The sequence below is a fragment of the Hyella patelloides LEGE 07179 genome, from assembly GCF_900659865.1.
Lineage (GTDB): Bacteria > Cyanobacteriota > Cyanobacteriia > Cyanobacteriales > Xenococcaceae > Hyella > Hyella patelloides.
Window position 1 is genome coordinate 73,344 of sequence record NZ_LR213766.1, and the last position, 15,828, is coordinate 89,171.

Here is a 15,828-nt window from a genome sequence, read left to right on the forward strand (position 1 = left end):
ATAACTACTAACAACTAACCAATAACTACTAACTACCAACCACCTCAAATAATAAATGGTAAATGATAAATGATATCGGTTATTTATTCTGAAGAGTTTTTACAACATAATACAGGCTATGGTCATCCTGAATGTGCTGCTCGTTTAACTGCGGTGGTGGAGGCTTTAAAGCAAGTTGATTGGCAAGATCGCTTAGAATGGCGATCTCCTAATACTACAGCAGCTAGAGATGTTGTACGCCAAATAGCTAAAATTCACACTCCAGAACATATTCAAAGAGTACAGCAAATTGCGACCACTGGAGGAGGTTATTTAGACGCAGATACTATTGTTTCCCCCCATAGCTATGGAGTGGCTCTGCTGGCGGTTAGTGCTTGGCTAGATGGGGTAGATTTAGTGCTGAATCGGGGTAATCCCGTGTTTGTGTTGGCTCGTCCTCCAGGACATCACGCGCTTCGGGATCGAGGTATGGGATTTTGTCTGTTTTCTAATGCGGCGATCGCTGCTAATTATGCTTTAGAACAACCAGGGGTTACTAGGGTAGCTATTCTAGATTGGGATGTTCATCATGGCAATGGTACAGAAGCTATTGTTGAAGATAACCCTCATATTGTTTACTGTTCTTTACATCAATCTCCCTGTTATCCAGGTACAGGAGAAGGCGATTATGATGGAAAACAGCAAAATATTCTCAATTTACCGATGAATCCTGGCAGCACAATTAAAGATTATGAGCCTTTATTTATCAAAAAAGTAGTTCCTTTTTTACAAGACTTTCAACCAGATATAGTCATAGTTAGTGCGGGGTATGATGCTAATCATCAAGACCCTTTAGCCAGTATTTCCTTAAAACCAAACGATTATGGATTGCTAACACAACATTTGAGAAAAATTAATTCTAAACTCTTATTTGGACTAGAAGGAGGCTATCATTTAGAAGCTTTGGCTCAATCAGTAGTTGCTACTTTGGCAAGTTGTCTGTAAAATTTGCAATTATCACCAATCAATTAAGTAGTCTTTCTGAATTTAATCAAAAAATGTAGATTATTATACTAAATTTAACTTAATAAATATTAATAACTTAAAATTTACGATTTTCCCTAAATAATTCTTGAGGAAAATCAAGAATCTGTTTTTGACCATGAACTCCATCTCTAATAGTAATTTATCTTTATATCAACTGATTAAAGCTAGCGATCCCCCTCCTTTATCTATTGATATTAGTCCTCAAACACTACAATCTCATGTCAAAAGCATTACAGAAGTTCTTATTGAACAACAAATAAAAGCTACTATTATTTTAAAACCCCTCCAGTCTCAAAGTTGGTCTGATATTATTAATAATTATCAAGAACAAGGTAATCTGGAATCTCTTTATCTATGTGGCGATTTCTCTGATGCTTCCAGTAAAGTATTAGCTGATGCTACTCTTTCTTCGACAAAAACTATTCCGATTATTTTAGGAAAAAATTCGCGACTCAAAAGAGAATGTTTTGTACTAGCAATTGCTTCTAATTGTAGTATTTTGCTGCTAGCTCAATGGCAAAAAGGACAGATTCAAGCTAACGCTTCTGGGAAGAGAGTTCAGCAACCTTATTTAGAAACAATAGTTAGTTTTGAACCTTTATTAATTAAAAAGTTCTTATCAGAAATAGCACCTATTATTGCTGAAAACAACCCTGAGATAAATCTGACAGCAAATAATTTTAAGATTGAGAATGATTTTGCTAACAGTCCCACACAATTATTAACTAATCTGTTAATTAAACAAATTACTAAAGAAGATGCTTTAACTACTTCTTCTCATAGTCAACAATCTTCGAGAAATCTTGAGCTAGAAAACTCCTCTTTCGTCTCTACTTTAGGTTTGCAAACAGATTTCTTACGTAATTTAGTCGAAGAAATGCGATCGCCTGTTACCTATATGAAAACTACTATTAGCTTGCTCGCATCAAAGCAGATTAAAGGGGAACAGCGTCAACGTTATTTGCAGATGTTAGAAAAACAATGCGATCGTCAAAATTCAGTAATTAGTGGCTTATTAGAGTTATTACAATTAGATATTTCCACAGAAGCAGATACGATTTATTTGAATGAATTTGTTCCTGGAATAGTTAGTACTTATCAACCTTTAGCCAATGAAAATAATATCCAGTTAGGTTATACTATTCCTGCTAATTTGCCTCCTGTAGTTTTTCCTGCGTCTTGGTTAAGACAAATTATTATTCAGTTATTAAATAATAGTTTGCAATTTACACCACCTCAAGGAAGAGTTTTTGTTCAAGCAGCATTTAAAAATACTAATGTAGAACTCAATATCGGTGATACAGGAAGAGGTATCGAAACTCAAGAACTAAGTAAGATTTTCGATAGTTTTTACCGCACTAAAACTATTAGTAACGATCGAACAACTGGGGCTGGTTTAGGTCTTACTATTGTGCGTCAATTAGTAGAAAAAAGTGGAGGAAAAATTTTGGTTACCAGCAAAATAGGTAAAGGCTCAAATTTTAAAATTCTAATTCCAGCTTTACCCCCAGAACTTCTTTAAAGTAATAAGTTATTGAAACAGTTGAAGAAACGCTGGATTACACTCTGGCATAGCACCTTTTTCTACAATATTATGGGGATGCAACAACTCCAAGTTAGTACATCGCTTGTATATATTCATCTTTTTTACACCGCTATTGACCACATTTGATAAATTTATTTTTTATCAAAAATTTCTAAAAAAGATTTAATGTTTGAAATAATTTTATTTGGCTCTTTTCCTTTTATAGAACGTAGTCATTTAGATAAATATTTTAACCCAGTTGCATAGGATAGTGACTGGGTTTTGTCTTGAAAGCGATGCATTTTGTTGGACTAAGAATACATAAATACACTGTTGAATTTATCCCATAGCTCCTGGCAGAAAAAAGGTATAGGCGACAGCTACGGTGACAAGGGCAATAAGTAAAGGCACGATTCAACTCCTAAGTTATATGACTGATAATTTTTTAGTTTAAAAGAAAAAAGTGACATTCTCAGAACATTTCTCTGATAAAAATTAAAAACAGCAGAAATAGTTAAGGACAACATCGTAAAATCAACGAACGACCTCGGCACGAAGTTGTCTTGGAGGAAGTTTAGATAGCGATCGCCAAATGTTAGCTATAGCGCGATCGCTATTTTAAATCAGCTAACAACTAATGGCTCTGAGCTTCGCTTGCCAGGTTCAACTATTCCACTTCGTGCATAGTGGAATAGGGCCTACCTTGTAATTACTGAACTATTTAGCTGTAGCTAAGATATCGTGGGCTAATTTATCAGGTACTTCTTGAAGATGATCGTATTGCCAAGTGAAAAAACCTACCCCTAGGGTAAGCGATCGCAATTCAATGATAAAGTTATGCATTTCTGCTTGGGGTAAATAGGCTGTGACGTTATCCCAATTCTTCCAGCCTTCGAGAGCTTCATAACCAAGAATTTGTCCTCTACGTCCTGATACTAGTTGTAAAACTTTAGAGGTGAACTCTGATGGTGCAGCGACATTAATCATCAACAAAGGCTCTAACAGTACGGGTTGACATTTGGGCATTCCCTCCGTCATCGCTAAACGAGCAGCTTGCTTAAAGGCTTGTTCGGAACTGTCTACAGAGTGATATGAGCCATCAGTAAGGGTAACATCTACATCTACCACAGGGAAACCCAAAGGGCCATGAGCTAAATATTCTTTGACTCCTGTTTCTACGCCAGGAATGTATTGCTTGGGTACAACACCACCCACAATAGTTTGATGAAAATTATAGCCTTCTCCTCTGGATAGGGGTTTAATTTCTAGATAGACATCACCAAAAGCACCATGTCCGCCACTTTGATGTTTATAACGTCCGTGGGATTTGATTTCCTGACGGATAGTTTCTTTGTAGGGTACTTGAGGTAAGCGAGTATTCATAGAAAGATTATACTTACGGCGCAAGCGATCTAAAGATACTTGCAAATGAATTTCTCCCTGCCCCCATAAAATAACCTCGTGGGTATCGCCGTGTTGTTCCCAATGGAGCGAGGGATCTTCTTCAAGGAGTTTACCCATTGCACCACTGAGTTTAACCTCATCTCTACGGTTATCAGGAGCGATCGCTAGTGCATAGACAGGAGACATGACATCTGCTTTGGGAAGTCCGCTTTCAACCTCTTCACTACCTAAAGTATCTCCTGTGTGAATATCTTCCATGCGTCCTAAAGCGACAATTTCCCCGATCTGGGCTTTCTGCACTGGCTCTTGATGACCACCCATTAAACGATAAACACCACTTACTCTTTGTCCGTTGAGGGTCATACCATCAACTAGAGTACCTTGCCACACCCTCACTAAAGAGAGTTTGCCACCTTGGGGAGTGTAGTAGGTTTTTAAAACTTGAGCTAAAGTATCGCCGTCTTCTTTGGTTTTTAGACCTCTTCTAGCTGCGGTAATATTGGTTGCAGGGGCTTCTTTGACTAAAGCATCTAAAAGGGGACGTATTCCATAATCATTCTCTGCCATACCCAAAAATACAGGAACAATTAAATCAGCACTTAAATCTTGTTTTAAATCTTGCAGAATTTCTTCTTGGGGAGGATCGATTTCTTCAACTAATTGTTCTAATAAGCCATCGTCAAAGTCTGAGAGAGTCTCTAACATCTCTGTACGAGCAGCTTGTTCTTCTTCGGCTAAATCTTCAGGAAGAGGTACAGGATCGGCGGGATTGCCAGAATGATAGTGATATGCTTGCTCGGTAACTAGATCGATATAGCCGACACAATCATGTTTAGCTGTAATGGGATATTGTTGAGGAACTAAAGGACGAGCTGAAACTTCTTTTAAGGCGTGCAAAATTTCCATATAATTTGCAGCAGCCCGATCCATTTTATTGATAAATACCAAATGGGGAATTTCCCAATCATCGAGAAACTTAAATAAAGGTGCGAGGGTTAAAACTTTTTCTAAGACAGGTTCACAAACTACAATGGCAGCACCAGCACCCACTAAAGCGTTTTGAGTTTCTTGTGCCAATTCGATTGAGCCTGGACAGTCTAAAAATGTAAATTGAATATCTTGATAATTACTGCTGGCTACGGAGACTTCGACGCTCATTTTGCGATCGCGTGCTTCTGTGGTACTATCTCCTATGGTATTTCCTTCTTTAATACTTCCCTTACGATGAATTGCCTTGGTTACAAACAAAAGACTTTCTAGCAAAGTTGTTTTCCCGCTAGAATAAGGTCCTACAATAGCGACGTTACGAGCGTTTTCGATCCTTTGGCTACTCATAATAGAAACCCCTAAAGTAAAAATTCTGCAATACTTGTTTTTGCCACCGCTGCGATCAAATGCAAAATTACATACATCAGTGACAATTACTGGTTGAAAACAATTAAGTGTTTTAGAACACTTATATTTGTGACATTAACTCTATCTGGGGGTCAAAAATAAAAGTCGCAACTTCTTTTAAAGGAAATAACCTCAAAAATAAAGTTAGATAAACAAATATAAACTCACTAATATAAGTAAAAAAATGCTCAATCTTAAAATAATTTTTGTAAATTTTATTTAACAAGTGATTATATTCTATATTCTATGGATGCCCTTTCCAAAATCTTATTGATGGTTATCTGCTTTATTGCTATTTGATTAAATTTAAGTAACTTACATCAGTAATATGAAATATTTTGCTTATGGTTCTAATATGTCTCAGAAAAGATTACAAAAACGAATTTCAAGCCCACAGTCAATAGGTGTCTATTTTTTAGCCCAACACAAGTTGCGATTTCACAAAATTAGTACAGATGGCTCTGGAAAATGCGATGCTTACTACACAGGAAATACTGCTGATTCAGTAATTGGGGTTTTGTATGAAATTGATGAATTAGAAAAGCCAATATTGGATAAGTTTGAGTTTTTAGGCTATGGCTACAATGAAAAAGAAGTTCTAATCGCTGACGAACAGGGAAATGTAGAACGAGCAATAACTTACTATGCTCTAAAAATTGATGCTTCTTTGCTCCCATACTCCTGGTACAAAGAACACGTACTATTTGGAGCTAGGAAAGCACAACTACCAACAGCATATATTGAAGAAATAGAATCTATTGCTACTAAAAAAGACCTTAACCAAGAGCGAGCATTCAGGGAACTCAAAATATACGGTGTGGATCTAAAGTAGCAAGTAGCAAGACTTTTAAGGAATAAAAAATGAGGAAATTTTTCAGTAGCAAGTAGCAAGAACTGTTCCACAGTATTTGGACAACAAGAAAGAGAATATGGCTCGCAAGAAAGACAAACGCGATGAAAAGCAGTGCATTATTGACATGAAGTCAGACATCAATTCCTCATGAGGACTTAGTTTATCAATATAGATTATGCTGCTACTCAGGTCTATTTACTGTTCTGGTTTTGGTAGAGGATTATTACGCAATCTTTCCCTAATAGTGCTGTCATCTTGCAGAGGAACATTTTGTAATCTTTCTCTCAAAGGTAGTTGCTGTTCGTCTTCTGGTGGGGTTTCAGTTTTAGGATTAGTTTCGATTTCGGCTTCTGGTTTGGGTGCAGTTGCAGGATTGGTTTCGATTTCGCTTTCTGGTGGGGTTTCAGTTGCAGGATTAGTTTTAGTTTCGCTTTCTGGTTTGGGTGCAGTTGCAGGCTTTTCTTTCTCTCTCAAGGAAGGTAGGGTTAAAGAAGGGCAAATTTCTGGATCGTATTTATAATCTACTGTTACTTGATAAGGTTGCGTTTCTTGAGTATCGTTAGTGAATTCATGCTTTTGAATATCTTGACTAGCTTGCTGGTTAAAAATCGGATATTTTGCCCCTTTGATTAATTCTAAGCCAACGACTTTATCGTTAGCATCAATGAGAACACCATAAACACTCTTACCTTCTAATCTACGGATGCAAGCATCTCGTGGATAAATACCCTCAATTTCCCTAGACTCTGGTTCAACATCTTCAATTTTACTGAGCCAAGCAACATAATTTTTTCTGGCTTCTTCATCGCTGGTTTCACCATCTTGTTGTTGCAAGCTAAGACTCACATCACGAACATTTCCTTCTAGCTTTTGTTGTCGTACTGCTGCAATTTCTTCAGGAGCAGGTTTTGCTTCCTCGGTTTTTTCTGGCTCTGGAGGAGGTTCTGGTGCAGTCGAAGTAGTTGGCTCTTCTTTTATGACTGGTTCTTCTGTTGGTTCTTCTGTTGGTTTTTCTGGATTGGTTAAAGGTACATCAGGGGGAGTGATGCTATCTAAATCTTCTAAAGGAGGTGGTAAGGGAAGGGCTGATAAATCTGTAATTCCTAAAGGTGGTAATTCCATGTTGAAACTAACAGGAGGAATGTTAGGAACACTAGAGCCAGGAGGGATCGGAATAGCTGGTAAATTAGGACTGGGGGTGAAGCCAGGCGGTAATGGTAAAGCAAAAGGCGGTGCTGCTTCATCTAAGGGAGTGTTGTCAAATTCTGGAACGTTCCAATCAGGCTCTAGATTGGGTAAACGAGCTTGTTCTACAGGGCTTAGTTGTATGGTAGAAACTGTTTTGTCTCCATTATTGGGCTTTTCTTTGATGAGTGGTGTCGGAAAGCCATATTTATAAACTAATAAATGCAATGCTAGAGAAAGCAGAATCGCAATTTGACTAGTATTGAGAAACTTATGGCTTAATTCGTTTTTTTCTAGTTCGTAAGGCATAGGTAAAAAGCTTGATTTCTGACAAAGAACTCCTGCTGCTCATAAATGATAAGTCTGATTCTAAGATTTTAACCAAAGCCAATTTATTTTTAGCAATTGGGTGTAGTTCTAATGACTATAAGCATAATCTACGAGTTCCTTTTTAATCCAAGAATACAAGCTTATCAGAAGTCAGAAATCAGAAGTCACAAGTCCTAAAAGTTATATTTAACAAAAATATTACCAAGTTTTGTTAGTAAATCAGTTTACTTAGGGTTAGCTTTTCCCAGTTAGGTAAACTCAAGAGCATCTTGTGTTCTTGATATTTGTGTTACCAATACTAAAATTAATGTAAACATATAACTTGTTAAAGATAACCACAATAGATCGACACTATCAAAATAAGTAGCTAGTATTACTAGAGGAATAAAAGCCATAAAAAAAGCAATCAAAGAAGCATTTCGTAATACTGCACCTTCTTTTAAACCAATAAAATACCCTTCTAACATAAAAGCGATCGCCGTAAAAGAAAGTAAAGGTAATAACCAAATAGTATACTGAACAATCCCTTGATTAATTTCTGAATGATTGGTTAATAAACTAAAAATTGGTTGAGGAAAGAAAATAGTACTAAAAGCAAAGCCTAAAGCAATGATTAAGCTAGTTAAAATAGATGTTATTAATAAAGGCAGCATTTGAGTAAATTCTTTTTGCCCTTTGAAATTACCAATAAGAGTTTGGGTAGTCATTCCTACTCCTTGGATCGTAAACTGACTTAAAAGCGCGATTTGCAAGAGTAAACCATTTTCAGTTAACAAATCAGTTCCCATTCTTGCGCTAAGATTAGTAAAGATAGAGTAGGCAGAAATTAATGCTAAAAAACGCACTAAAATATTAAACTTTAAGCTAATAGTTCCTTGTAATGCTTGTTTGTCTAATACTTCTGGAATTGCTTTCGAGAAATCTTGCCAATTAATACTAAAAGCAACTCCAATTAAGGCAACGAATAAAGCTAAATATTGACTTAAAGCAGTTGCTAAACCAGCACCCACACTATCCCAACCCCAACGATAAATCATCAGATAATCAAACAAAACATTAGAGCCATTAGCAATCAGAGAAATTAGTAAGACAAAGCTATTTTTTTCTTTTCCCAGAAACCAACCTATTAAAACAAAATTAAGTAATACGGCGGGCGCACCCCAAATTCTGGCATTAAAATATTCAATTCCCGATACTTCAATTTCTGGCGAACCTGATAAGATAGCAAAGCCTAATTTTTGAATGGGATACTGTAATGACAATATAATAAAAGCGATCGCAATTGCAATTAAGCTACTCCTTAACCCTGCAAGAATTACCCCTTTACTATCATTTTCTCCTGATGCTTGGGCTGCCATTGCATTGGTGCTGTTGCGTAAAAATTTTAAAATACGATAAAGATAATCAAATAAAATACTTGCAAGAATTACTCCCGCCAATGGTTTAATATCTTGGAGATGCCCTAAAAAAGCAGTATCGCACAAACCCGCTAAAGGCACCATCATATTAGACAGTACGGCGACAAAAGATAAGCGATAAAAACGCGGTAAAAAATCAATATAATGTTTTGCAAAAGCAAAAGTCATAACCTTTCTAAATATATTAATAATTAACGTTAAATATTTTATTATGATTAAGCTAGGTTAAGAAAAGATTATCAATAATCTGATTAGTAGTTAGTTATTAATTATTTCTAATACATATAATTATATATAATGAATCGAAAAGCTGATTGGAGTTTATTTCATACTCGGTTACATCAAAAATTACGACAGGACAATTTATTACCCAAGCAAGCTAATATTTTGATTGCAGTTTCTGGAGGGCAAGATTCACTTTGTTTAAGTAAATTATTATTAGATTTGCAACCTAAATGGCAATGGAATATAGCGATCGCTCATTGCGATCATAATTGGTCAACCGATGCGGGAATAGCCGACCATGTAGAGAAAATAGCTACAAAATGGTTAGTTAGCTTTTATCTCAAACAAGCAAGTAATCTCAAAGAAACTGAAGCAGCAGCCAGAAAGTGGCGTTATCAAGCTTTAATTGAAATTGCAGATACTCACAATTTTAATTATATAGTTACAGGACATACTAAAAGCGATCGTGCTGAAACTTTTTTATATAATTTAATTCGTGGTGCGGGAGCAGATGGTTTAAGTTCTTTGTCTTGGCAACGTAATTTAACAGATAATATTGTCTTAGTTCGTCCCATATTAGATTTTACCCGCAGTGAAACTTTAGAGTTTTGTCAGCAATTTGAGTTACCTATTTGGGTTGATGCAGTTAATAGTAATTTGAAATATGCTCGCAATCGTATTCGTCAAGATTTAATTCCTTATTTACAAGACAATTTTAATCCTCAAGTAGAAAATGCTTTAGTACAAACGGTGAAACTTTTAAGAGCAGATACTCAGTATTTAGAAGCTCAAGCAACCAATTTGTCAGCAACTATTATTCATTCAGATTATAGACAATTAAACCGTCTTAAATTACAACCAATTCCCTTAGCTCTACAACGCCGTATTATTCGTCAATTTTTACCCCAAGTTATTGCTAAACAGCCTAATTTTGCACAAATAGAAGCCGTTCGTAATTTAATTAATGCTCCCAATAAAACCCGTACCTCTACTCTTGCTAAAGGTATAGCAGCAGAAGTATCTGGAGAGTGGATAGTCTTTAAAGGAATGAGGGATGAGGGATGAATGAGGAAGTAATAAATAATAATAGATAGCTTGTATTTGTATATAAGAGAGAAACCGTTAAACCTTGTAGAGACAGCCCCGTCGCGTCTCTAACACAAAGATTAGACATCTCCAATAATTATGCTGAAACCCTTATGATACCGTTCAAAAATCGGAGTTTCTGGAGATATAGCGTTATGTACTAAGGTTAAGACGGGGCGTACAAGCACCACCCTCGAAGGGCAGTGTCAGCCGTTTACATTTTTGGGCATTTTAATCAAAAAACTCATTAGACCTCTTGCAAAAGTCTAATAAAAAAGAGATAAATAGGTCAATGCGACGGGTATAAACGCCTTTCGTCGACGCGGGGGTGGACAGGGGAGACTTTTCTGGTTTGAGATTTTGCTGCCAACAGTTGTCTATGGTTGGTTGAAGTCTCCCCATCCCCGCGCACCGCTAATCTAATTTTGTATGGTTATATTTATTATATGGAGAGTTTTACAAATAGATTTAGTATGAGATGGTGTTGACTAAAATTTTAAGTCCTATAAGATGGACTTGTGTTGTTAGACAGAGAATAAATTCTCTGGCTGGGAGAATTAAATAACCCTCTAGCTAATAGCTAATAGTTAAAATATTGAAAAATTATCTTTTCTGTAAAATAGCTTTCATGACTGCTCTAGAAGCTTCTATTTGTTCTTGAGTTGGTCTTGTTTGTTGCCAACTAGATCGCTGTCTTAAATTATCTAACCAAGCAGTTACTTGAGGGTAAGGTTCTAAACTAATACCTAATAAGGGAATCGCGTCTACTGCTGTTCCTGCTACGATGTCAGCATAAGTTAATTGTTCTCCTATAAAATAGGAACTATTGCCATCAAGATTGGCTTCAAAATATTGTAGTACTGTTGCCATAGTTCCTTTGGCTTTTTCAATTTGCTTGTCTGGAACTTCTACCTCTAACATATCTTTCATTAAAATAATAGAAGCAGGAGGTAATTCATTAATAGTTACTAACTCAATAGTGCGAACTTGAGCAATCTGCTTTGCTTCTTGAGGCATAAAAGAAGGTTCGGGATATTTTGCTTCTAAATAGTCTAAGATTGCCAGAGATTCAAATAAATTAAAATCACCGTCAATTAATACAGGAATATGATGAAAAGGATTTAATTCTAAAAAATTTGGTTGGAATTGATCGCCGTTGAGCTTCATTAATATAGGTTCAAATTCTAGATTTTTTTCTAATAGCGTCACCCATACTCTACGTGCATTAATGGATAGTTGTGAATAGTAAAATTTCAACATCATTATTATTCCCCTCGATTAGATTAAAAATCATCAATTATCTGTATGAGACAAACGGCTGTTGGCTTTTATCATCCGCAAACCTTAAAACCCCTGCGCTTCAGCCAGGGGATATGAGGTTATCGCCAGCTCGCGCGTGCTTTAGATGAGGAAACCTCATCAAGTTCGCTCGCCTTTAATCGGCAGTAAATATGATATCATACAAGCATTAATTTCTAATAATTAGATGCTTTCTTTTACCTTTCAGTATAAACTAATTCCTAACAAATCGCAGTCTGCTCAAATAGATGAGTGGTTAGAAATTTGTCGTAGAGTTTACAACTGGAATAACTGTGAAAGAAAGGATTGGATTAAAGCAAGAAAAAATAATATTAGCTCTTGTTCTTTAATTAAAGAATATATTATTCCTGCCGAAGCAAAGTTTCCTAACTACAACATTCAAGCTGTTAACCTAACAATCGCTAAAAAAGAAAATCCAGAGCTAAAGAAAGTACAGTCTCAAGTACTACAGTCTACCTTAAAAAGACTGGATAAAGCCTGGACTGATTTTTTCAATAAAAAACAGAAAAGAGGATTACCTAGATACAAACAATCTAATCAATTTAGAAGTTTCACCTATCCTCAAATCAAAGAATCCGTTTTTGAGGGAAACAAAGTAAGGTTGCCGAAAATTGGCTGGATAAAATTTAAGAAATCGAGAGAGTTTCCCACTGGGATGATTCCCAAACAGCTAAGAGTGGTTAAGAAAGCAGTAGGATATTTCATTCAAATAATTTTTGTTTCTACTGAGGATATTCCAGATATTGTGCCTGGGATGTCATCTCTTGGCATTGATGCAGGAATTTCTAGTTTCATTGCTACCAGTGATGGAGAATTAATCGAGACACCTCAATTTGTGAAGAAAGCAGCTAGTAAGCTTCAATCGCTACAGCGCAAGCTCAAACATAAAATTAAGGGTTCGAGTAATTGGTTAAAGCTCCAACGCATGATAGCAAAGCTACACTTTGTAGTAACCTCTCGTCGCACTGATTGGTTGTTTAAATTGGCACATCAATTATACGACAAAACAGATAATATCTTTGTGGAAAACCTCGACTTTAGAGGATGGCAAAAAGGACTATTTGGTAAACAAATAAATAATTCAGCAATTGGCAAGTTCATCAATCAGATACTTCCTTTTGTGTGTTTTAAGCGAGGTGTTTACTACCAAAAAGTAGACAAAAACTATACTTCACAAATTTGTCCTCAATGCGCTACAAATACAGGGAAGAAAAGCTTAAACCAAAGGGTTCATCACTGTGATTGCGGTGCAATAATGAATCGTGATATCGCAGCAGCTAAAGTGATACAGCAAAGAGGAGAAATAGCCGTAGGGCATACGGTTAAAGAAATAGCTTGTGGAGGCGATGCGACGGGGGTTCAACTTCAGTTGAATCTAGTTGGCAGCCATTGAAACAAGAATCCCCGCATTTTTAAATCGGGGGGTGTCAAGTGAGATTTTGCAACTGACTGTGTAAAGTAAATACCGTAATTTCAGGACGAGAGCCAAAACGAACTCTTGGTCTAACCATGCCAACACCTCTATTAGTATACTGAATCATACTTCCTACCTGGTAGCGACCTACAGGATATTTTTGACCGAAAGGAGGTAATACAGGGGGTCTACGAAAAGGAATTCTGACTTGTCCTCCGTGGGAATGTCCCGAAATTTGTAAGGCGAATCTATTTTCTGCTGAACTAACATCAGCAAAATCTGGTTCATGAGCAAGTAGTATAGAAACACCATCTTGAGGTAATTGTTCCATAACTAAATCTAAGCGAGATTTTTGCTTCCAATAGTCATCGACTCCAGCAATATTGAGCTTATTTTCTCCTCTGTTGATAGTGTAAACAGAGTTATTAAGTTCTATAATATTACTGTGCTGAAAAATATCTCTAATAATTTGTGAATTGTAATAATGATCGTGATTACCTAAGACAGCTAAAGTTTTTTCTTTAGGTAATAAATTTACTAAATTATTTTCTAGTAAGTCAATATATTTTGTATCTGGTGTTTGGGTAAAAAAATCACCAGTAATAACAATAATATCTGGTTGCTGAGAGTCGATTATTTGCACGATTTTTGCTAATTTTCTGGGATTCATCGAGTCATCAGTATGAATATCACTCACCTGAACAATTTTAAAGCCTTCAAAGTTGGAAGCTAGTTCGGGAAAAGTTAAATTAATCGGAACAACTTGGAACCAATTAGGTTCTATTTGAGTTGCGTAAATACTAAGAGAAACTAGAGAAATAATCAGAAATACAAATAAATTGCGTAACCAAGCTATAATCTTACGAAACATAATCAAGAATTATATTTTTATTAATTTAACTTCTTGGAAGGCTGCCAATAAAACTGACTTAGTTGCCATTTTAAAAGCTCTACTATGAGAATCTATAGGATGAAATAAAGCTTTGAGTGCCGTTACTTTAATACCTGAGATTCCGTAGTGCTTGGGCAAGCCAGAGTCCTTACAATCTGGAGGTTCTAAATTAAGACAAGCTGCTTCAATACCTAAAATAACACCTGAATTAATGGTTTGTAAGATATCTGAGGTTTCGCTATCTTTTTGCTGTAAAGGATACAGTATATTATATCCTAAATTAATTTTTGCTATTTTGTTGGCAAAGATTGCTATTTGTTTGTTTGTTATGGGTTCAATTTTTAAAGTAATAATTGCAAAACTATTTGTCCCAGAACTCTGCCTGATAAACCTTCCTTCTTTTGTCAGAGCGCGCTCAATAGTATACCAAGATAAATAATTATTTTCTGAAGATTTTAGCTTAATTTCAAATAGATCGTAGTTCATTAGCAAATAGCTATTTTATCTTCTAGAGCGATATCCAAGCACCATTTAGTCAATTGCTATTGATTTATCTAAAGCTTGACGGGCAATTTTAGTTACATATAAAGTAACAGCAACCGTAGCAATCAAGCCAATAATCCTAATCGTCCATTGTGCCAGAGGATTGACATTAGCACCACCTCCATTACAGATAGTATTGATATTTCCCAAAGAACCAAAATAAACATACATAATAGTCCCTGGAATCATACCCACAGAAGCAATCACATAATCTTTTAAAGATACTCCTGTAACCCCCATGCCATAATTAAGCAAATTAAAGGGGAAAATCGGCGATAAACGCGTTAAAAAAACAATTTTTAAGCCTTCATTGCCCACTGCTTTATCAATAGCTGCAAACTTTTCATTACCCGCAATTTTTTGGGATATCCAACCTCTGGCAAAATATCGCCCCACGATAAAAGCGCAAGTTGCGCCAATAGTAGCACCGAAAAAAACGTAAATAGAACCCCAAAATAAGCCAAAAATCGCCCCTCCAGCCAGAGTTAGAACAGAGCCAGGGAGAAACGCCACCGTAGCAATAATATAGATTACCATAAAAGCGATCGCCCCTGTAAAACCCAGACTTTCAATCCAAGGTAAGGCGTTATTACACAGTAAAGCTTTAGGATTAAATCCACTATTATTGGCTACTTCTTGGGCTTGCACGGGTGCAGCAGCTAACACCACTCCAATTAAAATTAAAATTGCTAATTTTAACAATTTCTGACTTTTCATTACTTTTAGTTGCGGATTTATCTTTAATTTAACCTACACAACTAAGTTATCAATTGTGGCTTAAAATCAGCTTAGAATCAGACTAAAAATAACTGATACTAAATAGGAAAAAGAATGCGAAACATCCTGTAATATCAAATCCGTTTAGTAAAAACCCCAATAAATATTCAGTGTAGAGACGTATCATGATACGTCTCTACAAGGTTTAACGGTTTCATCTATAAACAAACTGGGTATGTAATTCGGATTTGGTATAGGGGCGAACAGCCGTTCACTCCTACTCAAGAATTAAATGTCGAGACAATTCATACATTGATTCTAAAGGTTTGGCACAATGTAGATACTTTCACTATATTCACGATACTTACTACTGACATTCCGCAGATAATTTTCTCAAGGAAATAATTAAATGAATTTGCTTGAATATAGCCTTTTATAGCAATCGCCAATCTTCAAAAACACCAAATAATATATTAGTTCTTATTCTGTTTCTAA

Annotated in this window: 12 protein-coding genes; 5 read left to right on the plus strand and 7 right to left on the minus strand. The window is 36.0% G+C overall.

Features of this window, described 5'->3' with window-relative positions:
• Positions 1-69 precede the first annotated feature (69 nt).
• Together H1P_RS00305 and H1P_RS00310 are read left to right on the plus strand one after the other, a co-directional pair.
• Complete coding sequence (locus tag H1P_RS00305; protein WP_144862966.1) at positions 70-984, plus strand: histone deacetylase family protein; 915 nt, start codon at positions 70-72, stop codon at positions 982-984.
• Positions 985-1,141: 157 nt separating this feature from the next.
• The gene (locus tag H1P_RS00310) at positions 1,142-2,548 is read left to right on the plus strand and encodes an ATP-binding protein (RefSeq protein WP_144862968.1); all 1,407 of its coding nucleotides are present in this window, start codon (positions 1,142-1,144) and stop codon (positions 2,546-2,548) included.
• A 720-nt stretch (positions 2,549-3,268) separates the two neighbouring features.
• On the opposite strand, the gene H1P_RS00315 is transcribed toward H1P_RS00310, so the two are convergent.
• Positions 3,269-5,290, minus strand: a complete 2,022-nt coding sequence (locus tag H1P_RS00315) for an elongation factor G (protein ID WP_144862970.1) — start codon at positions 5,288-5,290, stop codon at positions 3,269-3,271.
• Positions 5,291-5,678: 388 nt separating this feature from the next.
• Between H1P_RS00315 and H1P_RS00320 the strand changes: the two genes are divergently transcribed.
• Positions 5,679-6,182, plus strand: a complete 504-nt coding sequence (locus tag H1P_RS00320) for a gamma-glutamylcyclotransferase family protein (protein ID WP_144862972.1) — start codon at positions 5,679-5,681, stop codon at positions 6,180-6,182.
• 216 nt (positions 6,183-6,398) lie between these two features.
• On the opposite strand, the gene H1P_RS00325 is transcribed toward H1P_RS00320, so the two are convergent.
• Together H1P_RS00325 and gntT are read right to left on the minus strand one after the other, a co-directional pair.
• Entirely contained in the window at positions 6,399-7,697 is a 1,299-nt protein-coding gene (locus tag H1P_RS00325; RefSeq protein ID WP_144862973.1) for an energy transducer TonB, read from the minus strand.
• Between the two features lie 269 nt (positions 7,698-7,966).
• Complete coding sequence (gene gntT / locus H1P_RS00330; protein WP_144862975.1) at positions 7,967-9,304, minus strand: guanitoxin biosynthesis MATE family efflux transporter GntT; 1,338 nt, start codon at positions 9,302-9,304, stop codon at positions 7,967-7,969.
• Between the two features lie 129 nt (positions 9,305-9,433).
• Between gntT and tilS the strand changes: the two genes are divergently transcribed.
• A complete protein-coding gene (gene tilS / locus H1P_RS00335) occupies positions 9,434-10,426 on the plus strand; it encodes a tRNA lysidine(34) synthetase TilS (protein ID WP_144862977.1) in 993 nt (330 codons plus the stop codon).
• 624 nt (positions 10,427-11,050) lie between these two features.
• Here the strand turns inward: tilS and H1P_RS00340 are convergent.
• Positions 11,051-11,707: a glutathione S-transferase N-terminal domain-containing protein gene (locus H1P_RS00340; RefSeq protein ID WP_144863001.1), complete on the minus strand. Its 657-nt coding sequence runs from the start codon at positions 11,705-11,707 to the stop codon at positions 11,051-11,053.
• A gap of 226 nt (positions 11,708-11,933) precedes the next feature.
• Here H1P_RS00340 and H1P_RS00345 point away from each other — a divergent pair, with 226 nt between their 5' ends.
• Positions 11,934-13,160 (plus strand): RNA-guided endonuclease InsQ/TnpB family protein, encoded by a 1,227-nt coding sequence (locus H1P_RS00345; RefSeq protein ID WP_144862979.1) that lies wholly within the window; start codon positions 11,934-11,936, stop codon positions 13,158-13,160.
• 34 nt (positions 13,161-13,194) lie between these two features.
• Here H1P_RS00345 and H1P_RS00350 read toward each other — a convergent pair whose 3' ends face one another.
• Genes H1P_RS00350 through H1P_RS00360 form a run of 3 tightly spaced genes read right to left on the minus strand, consistent with a single transcriptional unit; the run spans position 13,195 to position 15,333 of the window.
• On the minus strand, positions 13,195-14,052 hold the full coding sequence (locus tag H1P_RS00350) for a metallophosphoesterase (RefSeq protein ID WP_246141407.1): 858 nt from the start codon (positions 14,050-14,052) through the stop codon (positions 13,195-13,197).
• A gap of 9 nt (positions 14,053-14,061) precedes the next feature.
• Positions 14,062-14,559, minus strand: coding sequence for a hypothetical protein (locus H1P_RS00355; RefSeq protein WP_144862981.1), 498 nt, complete (start codon positions 14,557-14,559; stop codon positions 14,062-14,064).
• Positions 14,560-14,604: 45 nt separating this feature from the next.
• Entirely contained in the window at positions 14,605-15,333 is a 729-nt protein-coding gene (locus tag H1P_RS00360; protein WP_144862983.1) for a TVP38/TMEM64 family protein, read from the minus strand.
• Positions 15,334-15,828: the final 495 nt, after the last annotated feature.